9 protein-coding genes are annotated in these 12,121 nt (G+C 62.0%); 7 read left to right on the top strand and 2 right to left on the bottom strand.

Features of this window, described 5'->3' with window-relative positions:
• Window positions 1-1,400: 1,400 nt before the first annotated feature.
• Window positions 1,401-2,018, top strand: a complete 618-nt coding sequence (locus G7016_RS18530; protein ID WP_181117185.1) for a flavin reductase family protein — start codon at window positions 1,401-1,403, stop codon at window positions 2,016-2,018.
• Here G7016_RS18530 and G7016_RS18525 read toward each other — a convergent pair whose 3' ends face one another.
• The gene (locus G7016_RS18525) at window positions 2,019-2,345 is read right to left on the bottom strand and encodes an antibiotic biosynthesis monooxygenase family protein (RefSeq protein WP_181117184.1); all 327 of its coding nucleotides are present in this window, start codon (window positions 2,343-2,345) and stop codon (window positions 2,019-2,021) included.
• A 334-nt stretch (window positions 2,346-2,679) separates the two neighbouring features.
• On the opposite strand from G7016_RS18525, the gene G7016_RS18520 reads away from it, so the two are divergent.
• The 3 genes from G7016_RS18520 (at window position 2,680) to G7016_RS18510 (ending at window position 5,467) form a co-directional block, all read left to right on the top strand.
• A complete protein-coding gene (locus G7016_RS18520) occupies window positions 2,680-3,621 on the top strand; it encodes an AraC family transcriptional regulator (protein WP_181117183.1) in 942 nt (313 codons plus the stop codon).
• Between the two features lie 72 nt (window positions 3,622-3,693).
• Window positions 3,694-3,870 (top strand): hypothetical protein, encoded by a 177-nt coding sequence (locus tag G7016_RS18515; protein WP_181117182.1) that lies wholly within the window; start codon window positions 3,694-3,696, stop codon window positions 3,868-3,870.
• Between the two features lie 181 nt (window positions 3,871-4,051).
• Window positions 4,052-5,467: an MDR family MFS transporter gene (locus G7016_RS18510; RefSeq protein WP_181117181.1), complete on the top strand. Its 1,416-nt coding sequence runs from the start codon at window positions 4,052-4,054 to the stop codon at window positions 5,465-5,467.
• On the opposite strand, the gene G7016_RS18505 is transcribed toward G7016_RS18510, so the two are convergent.
• Window positions 5,447-6,109 (bottom strand): TetR family transcriptional regulator, encoded by a 663-nt coding sequence (locus G7016_RS18505; RefSeq protein WP_181117180.1) that lies wholly within the window; start codon window positions 6,107-6,109, stop codon window positions 5,447-5,449. The genes G7016_RS18510 and G7016_RS18505 overlap by 21 nt on opposite strands.
• A 226-nt stretch (window positions 6,110-6,335) precedes the next feature.
• Here G7016_RS18505 and G7016_RS18500 point away from each other — a divergent pair, with 226 nt between their 5' ends.
• Genes G7016_RS18500 through adeC form a run of 3 tightly spaced genes read left to right on the top strand, consistent with a single transcriptional unit; the run spans window position 6,336 to window position 12,079 of the window.
• Window positions 6,336-7,478 (top strand): efflux RND transporter periplasmic adaptor subunit, encoded by a 1,143-nt coding sequence (locus tag G7016_RS18500; protein ID WP_181117179.1) that lies wholly within the window; start codon window positions 6,336-6,338, stop codon window positions 7,476-7,478.
• Between the two features lie 3 nt (window positions 7,479-7,481).
• Entirely contained in the window at window positions 7,482-10,631 is a 3,150-nt protein-coding gene (locus G7016_RS18495; RefSeq protein WP_181117178.1) for an efflux RND transporter permease subunit, read from the top strand.
• Window positions 10,628-12,079 carry an AdeC/AdeK/OprM family multidrug efflux complex outer membrane factor gene (gene adeC / locus G7016_RS18490; protein WP_181117177.1) on the top strand — a complete coding sequence of 484 codons (1,452 nt, stop codon included), beginning with the start codon at window positions 10,628-10,630 and terminating at the stop codon, window positions 12,077-12,079. Before G7016_RS18495 ends, adeC begins: the two co-directional genes overlap by 4 nt.
• Window positions 12,080-12,121 lie beyond the last annotated feature (42 nt).

Here is a 12,121-nt window from a genome sequence, read left to right as displayed (position 1 = left end):
GCTCGGGTGGTGGTGGCTCAGGTGTAGGCGGTGTGGGGCTGGTCAGCTCCACGGTCATTTCCGGCACCTGCGGCGCAACCTCGGGCAGTGGCGCTGGCTGATGCTGTATCAACCACCAGGCGCCCCCATGTACCAGCAGGGAAACGGCCAACAACAGCAGCACCTGGGGTTTCTTTAGACTACCGGGCGTTGAAGTGTTAGCTCTGAACTGAACAGCGTCCCAGGCCGACGTCCGTTCTTTAGCCAACATAAAGTGTGGAGGCTTCTTTCTTACCGCGTCACTCATTAACGCTCCCTCTACTGGATGAAGGGCAAAAGGAATCCTTCCAAACATTCTTGAATGTTTGAATGTGCTTGGCACTTTTCATACGGCGACATGTACCCGCACTCCCGCAAAGATAGTTGCGAAAGTTTATTCGAGGCAGAAACAGCATCAGTTCGAACGTTTCACGGAATGCCTCCTTAAATAGCTTAGTACAGGTAGCTATCGTTCCATTTACACCTTGTTACAGAGCAACCGCTGTGCCAGAAGTCCTACCGTAGAGCCACTTCTAAGCGATAACTACATTCATGTCGCATTTCTGTAACTTTCACCTTTTATGGGCGAAAATCTGCCCTTCCCTGCGCAGCGGGTGCTTAAAAAACATTTGAGCAGGCTGCACGGCAACGTGACCAACCGGTCAATAAATAACCGGGGCCGCACGCTCGATAGCTCTTTTAAAAAATGCACCAAACCTCAAAGGCGCGGACGCAAATGGTGCGTCTTGTTTTTATCTAGCCATCCACTACTTCCTTGACCACAACAAAAGGTACGGGCACAGGCTACCCATGCCACCTGGATAAAAATGCATACTTTTTACAAGCGAAATAAAGTGCGCGCCGGGAGGAATTATCCGCTCCAGCCTTATATGAACGAGGCGCGTTTTATCAAACGGGGCTTAGCGCCCCGGCGGTATTCCGGGTGGATAGTTGCAGTGAGGCACAAGGGCGGCCGAGGGGCGCGCCCGCCCGGGCACAGGCAGCCGGGCGCAGGTTGCAGGTTGAGCACGGGAAGAGGTGAGGCAGAGGAGCGAGGACGGCACGAACGATGAGCAGACTTCAAACATTGGCCAATTTCCATTTCCTGCAAAACGACCGCTTTTGACGGCATTCTGCACCGCGAATGAACAGGATGACTGTCCGTTGATGGCAAGTGGTGCACCGGCTGCACCTTTGGCCCCGGATTTCGGGATCCACAGCTTGCGCTTCGTTTACGGTAGGAAAATTTGTGCCAAAGTTGGCATGTTCGTACCAGATCGGATGCATTGGCTGGGGAGCCGGGCGCCAGAGATGGCAACTCGGCTTGAATATGCGGTCCAATACGTCAGCTCACCTCGCCCTCCTTTAACAAGGTAACGCCGATGCAAGACGATTTTCATTACTACGAACCCGCCAATGGCCACGGGCTGCCTCACGACCCATTCAACGCCATCGTAGGGCCCCGCCCCATTGGCTGGGTGTCCTCGCGCAGCGCGAGCGGCGTGCTCAACCTGGCGCCGTACAGCTTTTTCAACGGCTTCAACTACATCCCGCCGATCATTGGCTTCAGCAGCGTCGGCCGCAAGGACAGCCTCAACAATATCGAAGCTACGGGCGAGTTCGCCTGGAACCTGGCAACCTTCGAACTGGCCGAGCAGATGAACCAGAGCTGCGCGGCCGTGGGGCCGGAAATAGACGAGTTCGCCCTCAGCGGGCTGACGCCAGTGCCGTCCCGCGTGATCAGTGTGCCGCGCGTAGCGCAAGCGCCGGTATCCTTCGAATGCAAGCTCACCCAGATCGTGCAGTTGCAGCGTGCCAACGGGGAAACCGTGCCGAGCTGGCTGATCCTTGGGGAAGTGGTGGCCGTGCACATTCGTCGCGACCTGCTCAAGGAGGGCGTGTACGACACTGCGGCAGCCCGTCCGATCCTGCGTGGAGGTGGGCCGGCGGATTATTTCGAGCTGGGCAACCTGTTCAAGATGCGCCGCCCACAGGTGTGATCAACCGGCGCGGCGCAGCTCGGCTTGCGCCGTGGGATCGCCAGGTTGAATGTCGATCTGCTGAATGAGCCGCTGGTTCAGCAGGTCGGTGAAAACCGCGGCGGCTGGTTCGCCCAGCCAGGTGGCGAAGGCCTGATGGTCCTCCCAGCACATGCTCAAATGCCACGTGTGCACATTGCTCGGCTCGCGGCGTGCGGCAATAGACAGGCATCCGGGCAAAGGCCGGGTAGCTTCCACCAACCGGGCCAGCTGCTCACCTACAGCGCAGGAGCGGCCTGGCCAGGTACGGATAGCTGCACGGTGGCTGATCAAAGGCTGTTGAGTCATGGTAAGGCTCCCTGAGTCCAGCCCAGCCAACTTGATGGCCGGGGGAATTGCTGACAGGTTCACCTTAGCCCCCACTGCGCAATGGTCGGTAGACCGATCCTGCGGGCAGATTGCCTGATCCTGCGAACCCGCCCCAGACGCGCCCGCCCCGCCAGAAAACCCCCAACCGAAGCCGCCTGGGGTTCTGTGCAATCCACCACGCGGCAAACAGGCTGGTATCCAACCGGCCAGCCGACGCTCCGGCAGGATCAGGCAAGCAGCAGGCAGTATTGGCCTACCCTCATCATTTGCTTGTTTATAGGCTATACCCCGTAACTTACACGGAGCACCCGCCATGAACGACTCCCAGCCCCGGCTTGCCGCCGATGCGGCACTGGAACGCCAGCGCGCTGAACTCGCCGATGTGATTCGCCGCCACACCAATGGCGAGGCCCTCTGCCAGACCGACGTGCCTGGCCTGGTGCTTGTACGCTATGAGCATTCCACCTCTTCGCTACCGGCGTTGGCTCAGCCTGCGCTCTGTGTGCTGGCCCATGGCAGCAAGGAAGTGACGCTGGGGGACGAGCGCTACATCTACGACCCCCTCAACTATATGGTGGTCTCGGTAGCGATGCCGATCAGCGGGCGCATCCTGGAAGCCGCGCCCGATAATCCCAGCCTGTCACTGCGGCTGGATATCGACCCGGCTGAAATCACTGCATTGATTGCCGATGCCGGCCCCTTGAGCGTTCCCGCCCGGCCCACCGGGCGCGGTTTGTACGTGGACCGGCTGTGCCCCGATCTGCTGGATGCCCTCCTCCGACTGGTGCGGTTGATGGACACGCCGCGGGACCTGGCGGTGCTGGCGCCCCTGATCCGGCGCGAGGTGTTGTATCGCCTGCTGCGTAGCCCTCAAGGCCACAAGTTGTATGAAATAGCCCAGGCCAACAGCCAGACCCACCGCGTAACCCAGGCCATCGAGTGGCTGAACGGCAACTTCAGCGAACCGCTGCGGATCGACGCGCTCGCTCGCCGGGCGAACCTGAGCGTGTCCACCCTTCATCATCGCTTCAAGGCGGTGACTTCGATGAGCCCGCTGCAATATCAGAAACAGCTGCGCCTTCAAGAGGCGCGGCGGCTGATGCTTATCGAAGGCATGGATGTGTCGGTAGCCAGCTACCGCGTGGGCTACGAAAGCCCCTCTCAGTTCAGCCGGGAATACAGCCGGCTGTTCGGCGCGCCGCCAAGCCGGGATATGGCGCGGCTGAAAACAGCAACCTTGAGCAGTACTGGCTGAGCCACCGCTTGCGCTTGCACTCCCCGCGTGCCGACCTACGCTTGAATCATGGCAAGCAGTGGAGGAAGGGCCATGAACACAAAAATAAAAACGGCTTTGGTTTACGGCACGGCGGGTGCGTTGGTGGTCACACTGTACGGCGCTTCCGTCTATCGCGTGGAACAACTGCGCACGGCTCAGCGAAGCCACACCGGGTGCAGCTACGCACTGTGCATTTCCCAGAACCCCTCGTTCAGCTCGCTCCGATGAGATTGCTGCTGGTTGGCGGGAGGTATGGGCTGTCACAAAGTTCATAGAAGCGCCGCATCGGCTTTAGTAGACTCCGGGGTCAGCCCAGGCCGGCCCGGCCGGGACGTGACTGCGAATCCGCCAGCCCGTGAACCACTCCAGCCCCTCCGCTCCCGCCTTGCGGGATGTCCTTATTGCGCTGATGAGCGCGATCTTTCTCGGCGCGCTCGATCAAACCATCGTTGCCGTCTCCATGCCTGCCATCTCTGCGCAGTTCTCCGATGTGGAGCTACTGGCCTGGGTAATCTCCGGCTATATGGTGGCCATGACCATCGCTACGCCGATCTACGGCAAGCTCGGTGACCTGTACGGCCGTCGGCGCATGATCCTGATCGGCATGGGGGTATTTACCGGAGCATCCGTGCTGTGCGGCCTTGCACAGAGCATGGAGCAGCTCGTATTCGCCCGCATTGTGCAGGGGCTGGGCGCCGGCGGCATGGTTTCGGTGAGCCAGGCGATCATTGGTGACGTGGTGCCACCGCGCGAGCGTGGCCGTTATCAAGGCTACTTCAGCAGCATGTATGCCGCGGCGAGCGTCGCGGGCCCGGTGGTCGGTGGGCTGATGACCGAGCATTTGTCGTGGCGCTGGGTGTTTTGGCTGAATCTGCCGCTGGGCCTGGGCGCCTGGCTGTTCATGCGCAAGACGCTGGCCGGCCTGCACACCCCGCAGCGCCAGGCCCGTATCGACTACCTCGGCACTGTGTTGATGATCGTGGGGCTGGGTAGCCTGTTGCTGGGCATCACCGAGGTGGGACAAGGGCTTGCATGGACCAGCACCCCGGTACTTTCCCTGCTGGCGACCGGCGCCCTGGCGGCATTCATATTTATCTGGCACGAGCGGCGCTTTATCGAGCCCTTGCTACCCATGCGGCTATTTGCCGACCGCTCGGCCGTGCTGTGCTGGTGTACGGTCTTTTTCACCAGTTTCCAGGCCATCTCTTTATCGACGCTGGCCCCGCTACGTTTCCAGGCAGTGACCGGTCAAGGGGCCGATACCGCTGCGCTATTCCTGTTGCCGCTTGCCATAGGCTTGCCGATCGGCGCGTTCTTCGGCGGGCGGCATACTGCTCGCAGCGGCCGGTTCAAGCCGGTGATCCTCACCGGTGCGGCGCTTATGCCCGTTACCGTGCTGGGCATGGCCTACACACCCGTGTCCACGCTGTGGTTGAGCTGCCTGTTCATGCTGCTGACCGGCATTGCGTCGGGGCTGCAATTCCCAACGTCTCTGGTAGGGGCGCAGAATGCCGCAGCAGCGGGTGATATCGGGGTGAGCACCAGCACCACCAACCTCTTCCGCTCGCTGGGCGGCGCGGTGGGGATCGCCTTGATGTCTGCGCTTTTATTGGCTTTACTCGGCCCCGCGGGCGATAGCGCCAGCAGCCCCCATGGCAATGTGTTGCTGGACAGCCTGGCCGCGGCCCATGCTCAGGCCGATGGCGGCCGCAATCAGGTAGCCGATGCCTTTACTCTGCTGTTCTGTATCAGCGCGGCGATAGCCTTGCTGGGCCTGGCGGCGGCGCTGGCGATGCCGAACCGCTTACTGCGCGGTCGCGGCTAATGGCCATTCGTCCTTTCGCAAGGCCGGGCTGAAGCGAAGCATGTCCAGCAGCGAGGCCACCAGCCGCGGCGCTTCTTCATCCAGGCGCTGGCTGTCGGGTAGCAGCAACCAGAGGCTGATATGGCCGTCAATGAAAGCATGAAGCGCCAGGGCGGCCCGGCGAGTGTCGAGCGTGGGCGGCAGCTGCCCACGGTTCACTGCGTTACGCAACGTGCACTCGATACGCTCGTTGCATTCGGCAGTCACGGCCTGGCGCTGCTGGCGCAGGTCGCACATCTCATTGGTGAACTCGCATTTGTGAAACAGGATTTCGTTGATGCGCCGGGTCTTGGGGTCGAGGGAAACGCCTTGAAACAGTTTCACAAGCAGTGCTTGCATGCAGCCCAAGGGGTCCGGCTCATCCACGCTTTCGCTGGCACGGGCCAGGTCCTCCAGTGGCTCGCTGAGGTTGTCCAGCAGCGCCTGAAGCACGTCCGCCTTGTTGCTGAAGTGCCAGTAGATCGCACCCCGGGTCACCCCTGCTCGGGCAGCGATATCGGCGAGCGTCGTATTGGCCACGCCGCGCTCATAAAAGGCGTGCTCGGCGGCTTCTACGATCTGCTTGCGGGTTTCCAGCGCTTCTTCTTTGGTACGGCGAACCATGGCAGTGACCTCATGGGGCGCTCCGCCAAGGGCGAAGCGGGCCAGCGCTTTTTATTATGGTGAGGCGCGGGCGGGTGATCGGTATGTGGCAATTTGTCGGGGTAACACCTATTTACAAACAGCCGCGAACGTAAGTATATTCGTTAGTAAGCTACTTATCTAGATGTTACAAATCCTTCGTTCCATTACTCTTGAGCGTCTTCCGCGTTCCGCCCCGAGGATCTTCATGCAATTCAAGCCAGCTGTTACCGCATTGGTATCCGCCGTCGCCCTGGCCACACTGCTCAGTGGCTGCGAGAAGCAACAAGCGGCACCGCCCGCTGCACAGGCTCCTCAGGTAGGCGTGGTCACCCTTCAGCCGCAGACCGTCACCCTCACCAACGAGCTTCCGGGCCGCACCAGCGCGTTCCGCATGGCTGAAGTTCGCCCGCAGGTGGATGGCATCATCCTCAAGCGCCTGTTCCAGGAAGGCGCGGATGTGAAGGTCGGCCAGCAGCTGTACCAGATCGACCCCTCGGTGTACGAAGCAACCCTGGCCAACGCCCAGGCGAGCGTGGAGCAATACCGCACCCTCACCAACCGCTACAAGCAGCTGATCGACGAGCAGGCTGTGAGCCGGCAGGAATACGACACGGCGCGCGCGCAGCAGCTGCAAGCGGAAGCCACCCTCAAGAGCGCCCAGATCAACCTGCGCTATACCAAGGTGCTGGCGCCGATCTCCGGCCGCATCGGCCGCTCGGCCGTCACTGAAGGTGCATTGGTCACTAATGGCCAAACCACCGCCATGGCGACCATCCAGCAGCTGGACCCAATGTATGTGGACGTGACCCAGTCTACCGCGGACATGCTCAAGCTGCGCCGCGCGCTGGAAAACGGCCAGCTGCAGAAAGCCGGCAACAACGCGGCCAAGGTTCAGCTCAAGCTTGAAGACGGCACGCTCTACGGGCAGGAAGGCAAGCTGGAGTTCTCGGAAGTGTCGGTGGACGAAACCACGGGCTCCGTGACCCTGCGCGCGGTGTTCCCTAACCCCGAGCACACCCTGCTGCCCGGCATGTTCGTGCATGCCGAGCTGATGGCCGGGGTAGCCCAGGCCGCGATCCTGGCGCCGCAGCGCGGCGTGACCCGCGACCTCAAGGGCACCCCGACCGCACTGGTGGTGGGTGCTGACAACAAGGTCGAGCAACGCCAGCTGAAAACCAGCCGCACCGTGGGCGATGCCTGGCTGATCGAGGACGGCCTGAAGGCCGGCGATCGCCTTATCGTCGAAGGGCTGCAGTACGTCAAGCCAGGTGCTGAAGTGAAGGCGCATGAAGCGAAAGCGGATGCTCCCGCCAGCGCGCCGGCCGCCTCCGGTGGCCAGAAGGAGTAAACCATGTCGAAGTTCTTTATTGATCGGCCGATCTTCGCCTGGGTGATCGCGCTGGTGATCATGCTGGTGGGGGGGCTGTCGATCCTCAAGCTGCCGATCAACCAGTACCCCGCCATTGCGCCGCCCGCCATCGCCATTGCCGTGAACTACCCGGGCGCCTCGGCGCAAACCGTGCAGGACACGGTGGTTCAGGTGATCGAGCAGCAGATGAACGGCATCGATAACCTGCGCTATATCTCGTCGGAGAGTAACTCCGACGGCAGCATGACCATCACGGTGACCTTCAACCAGGGCACCAACCCGGACATCGCCCAGGTTCAGGTGCAGAACAAGCTGAACCTGGCGACGCCTTTGCTGCCGCAGGAAGTGCAACAGCAGGGCCTGCGCGTGACCAAGGCAGTGAAAAACTTCCTGCTGGTGATCGGCCTGGTGTCCAACGATGGCTCGATGACCAAGGACGACCTGGCCAACTACATCGTGTCCAACCTGCAAGACCCGATTTCCCGTACCTCAGGCGTGGGTGACTTTCAGGTATTCGGCGCCCAGTACGCCATGCGTATCTGGCTCGACCCGGCCAAGTTGAACAACTTCCAGCTCACCCCGCTGGACGTGACTTCGGCGATCACCGCGCAGAACGTGCAGGTATCGTCCGGCCAGTTGGGCGGCTTGCCTGCCCTGCCCGGCACCCAGCTGAACGCGACCATCATCGGCAAAACCCGTTTACAGACCGCCGAGCAGTTCGGCGACATTCTGTTGAAGGTGAACACCGACGGTTCTCAGGTACGCCTGCGTGACGTCGCCAACATCGGCCTGGGCGGCGAGAACTACAGCATCAATGCTCAGTTCAACGGCAAGCCTGCCTCCGGTATGGCGATCAAGCTGGCTACCGGCGCCAACGCGCTGGACACCGCCAAGGCAATCCGCGCCACTATCGACAACCTCAAGCCATTCTTCCCGCAGGGCGTAGAGGCAGTATTCCCCTACGACACCACCCCAGTGGTGACGGAGTCGATCTCTGGCGTGGTGCACACGCTGATCGAAGCCATCGTGCTGGTGTTCCTGGTGATGTACCTGTTCCTGCAGAATTTCCGCGCTACCGTCATCACCACGATGACCGTGCCGGTGGTATTGCTGGGCACCTTCGGTATCCTCGCCGCCGCCGGTTTCACCATCAACACGCTGACCATGTTCGGGATGATCCTAGCCATCGGCCTGCTGGTGGACGACGCCATCGTGGTGGTGGAAAACGTGGAGCGGGTGATGGGCGAGGAACACCTGTCGCCCAAGGAAGCTACCCGCAAATCCATGGGGCAGATCCAGGGCGCGCTGGTGGGTATCGCCTTGGTACTGTCCGCCGTATTGCTGCCCATGGCCTTCTTTGGCGGCTCTACCGGTGTGATCTATCGCCAGTTCTCCATCACCATCGTGTCGGCGATGGCCCTGTCGGTGTTCGTGGCGCTGGTGTTCACCCCGGCCCTGTGCGCGACCATGCTCAAGCAGGCTGACGTGGATACCCACGGCCAACCCAAGCGTGGGTTCTTCGGCTGGTTCAACCGCACCTTCGACCGTGGCGTGGTGCGTTACGAGCGTGGCGTGGGCAGCATGATCCGCCACCGGCTGCCGGCATTCCTGGTGTACATCGTGATCGTGGCCGCCATGGCCTGGCTGTTCACCCGCATTCCCGCGGCCTTCCTGCCCGAGGAAGACCAGGGCGTGATCTTCACCCAGGTGCAGACCCCGCCCAACACCTCGGCCGAAAACACCCAGAAGGTGCTGGACCGCGCCCGTGAATACCTGCTCGATGCCGATAACGGCGAAGGCAAGGCGGTCAAATCCGTGTTCACCGTGAGCGGCTTCAACTTCGCCGGCCGTGGCCAAAGCTCGGGCCTGGCCTTCGTGATGCTCAAGCCGTGGGACGAACGTGACTCGAGCATGAGCGTGTTCGAAGTGGCCAAGCGTGCCCAGCAGCACTTCTTCGGCTACAGCGACGCCATGACTTTCGCGGTGGTACCGCCTTCGGTACTGGAACTGGGTAACGCCACCGGTTTCGACTTCTACCTGCAGGATCAGGGCGGGGTTGGCCACGCCAAGCTGATGGAAGCGCGTAACCAGTTCCTGGGCATGGCTGCGCAGAGCAAGATCCTGGCGGGCGTTCGCCCCAACGGGTTGAGCGATGAGCCGCAGTACCAGCTCACCATCGATGACGAACGCGCCCGCGCCTTGGGCCTGAGCCTGTCGGACATCAACAGCACCTTGTCCGTGGCATTGGGCGGCAGCTACGTCAACGACTTCATCGACCGTGGTCGGGTGAAGAAAGTGTACGTGCAAGGCGATGCCAGCGGCCGCATGCGCCCTGAAGACCTCGAGAAGTGGTACGTGCGCAATACGGCCGGGAAAATGGTGCCATTCTCCGCGTTCGCCACGGGTGAATGGAGCTACGGTTCGCCCAAGCTGTCCCGTTACAACGGCGTAGCAGCGGAAGAAATCCTCGGTACCCCGGCACCTGGCTACAGTACCGGCCAGGCCATGGACGAAGTGGAGCGGCTGGCCAAGCAGCTGCCAACGGGTATCGGCTACAGCTTCACCGGCCTGTCGTTCGAAGAGCGGCTGTCTGGCTCCCAGGCCCCTGCGCTTTACGCCTTGTCGGTACTGGTGGTGTTCCTCTGCCTGGCTGCGTTGTATGAAAGCTGGTCGATCCCGATCGCGGTGATTCTGGTGGTTCCGCTGGGTGTGATCGGTGCGTTGATCGCCACCAGCCTGCGTGGGCTGTCCAACGACGTGTTCTTCCAGGTGGGCTTGTTGGTCACAGTAGGCCTGGCGGCGAAGAACGCCATCCTGATCGTGGAGTTCGCCAAGGAACTGCACGAGCAAGGCAAGAGCCTGCTGGACGCTGCAGTAGAGGCTTGCCGGATGCGTTTGCGGCCGATCGTGATGACGTCCATGGCGTTCATCCTCGGCGTGGTGCCTCTGGCGATTTCCAGCGGTGCCGGCTCGGGCAGCCAGCACGCCATCGGTACGGGCGTGATCGGCGGTATGATCACGGCCACTATCCTGGCGATCTTCTGGGTACCGATGTTCTTCGTTGCCGTATCGTCTGTATTCCATGGTCGCAAGAAACCAAGCGACCCTACACCTGATGAGGCTCGCCAATGAGCAAGTCACTGATGTCCCTGGCGATCGCCGCTGCGCTGATGAGCGGCTGTTCGCTGATCCCGGACTACCAGCAGCCGGCAGCTCCGGTTGCCGCGCAATACCCGCAGGGCCCGGCCTATGCGCCGGCCGACGCGGCCAAGGTTGCCGCGGCCGAGCAAGGCTGGCGCGAGTTCTTCCGCGACCCGGCCCTGCAACAGCTGATCGAAGCCTCGCTGCAGAACAACCGCGACCTTCGGGTTGCGGCGCTGAACGTCGACGCCTATGCCGCGCAGTTCCGTATTCAGCGGGCCGACCTGCTGCCTGCGGTGACCGCCGACGCAGCGGGTACCCGGCAGCGCAACCCGGCCGACCTGTCGACCACCGGCCGGGCTGGTATATCCAGCAGCTACGCAGCCACGCTGGGCATCTCGGCCTATGAGCTGGACCTGTTCGGGCGCATCCGCAGCCTCAGCCAGCAAGCCCTGGAAAGCTACTTCGCCACCGAGGAAGCGCGGCGCTCCACGCAGATCAGCCTGGTGGCGAGCGTGGCCAACGCCTACCTCACCTGGCAGGCCGACCAGGAGCTGTACCAGCTCACCCAGGACACCCTCAAGGCGTATGAAGAAAGCTTGCGGCTGACCAGCCGCAGCGCGGAAGTGGGTGTATCGTCGGCGCTGGACCTGAGCCAGGCGCGTACCGCCGTGGAAGGCGCCCGCGCCAACCTGGCGCAGTATCAGCGTCAGGTTGCCCAGGACCTGAACAACCTCACCGTGCTGGTTGGCGGCCCGCTGCCGGCCGACCTTCCGGCGCCGCAGCGGCTGGACGAAGACCTGCTCAGCGAAGTGCCGGCTGGCCTGCCATCGGATCTGCTGACCCGCCGGCCGGATATTCTTCAAGCCGAGCACAACCTGCTGGCGGCAAACGCCAACATTGGCGCGGCGCGTGCGGCGTTCTTCCCCAGCATCAGCCTTACCGCCAGCGCCGGCACCGCCAGCGCCGACCTGGATGGGCTGTTCAAGGGAGGCTCCGGCCGTTGGATCTTCAGCCCCGCGATCAGCCTGCCGATCTTCAACGCTGGCGCACTGCAAGCGAGCCTGGATTACTCCAAGATCCAGAAAGACATCAACGTCGCCAACTACGAGAAGGCGATCCAGACCGCGTTCCAGGAAGTGTCCGACGGGTTGACGGCGCGCAAGACCTACACCGATCAGTTGCAGGCACAGCGCGACCTGGTGAAGTCCAGCGAGGATTACTACCGGCTGGCCGACCGCCGCTACCGCATTGGCGTGGACAGCCACCTGACCTTGCTCGATGCACAGCGTTCGTTGTTCAGTGCTCAGCAGTCGCTGATCAGCGATCGCCTGTCGCAGCTCACCGCCGAGGTGAATCTGTACAAGGCACTGGGTGGCGGCTGGTATGAGCGTACCGGCCAGGCCAACAACGCCCCGCTTGAAACGCCGAAGGGTTAACCCTCGGCTGCCCCCGCGCCGCTAGCTGCCTTACAGTTAGCG

Origin of the sequence: Pseudomonas japonica (genome assembly GCF_013522925.1) — a bacterium.
Classification (GTDB): domain Bacteria; phylum Pseudomonadota; class Gammaproteobacteria; order Pseudomonadales; family Pseudomonadaceae; genus Aquipseudomonas; species Aquipseudomonas japonica_A.
Note: the sequence above shows the minus strand (reverse complement) of the source record. Positions and strands in the feature narration are given on the sequence as shown.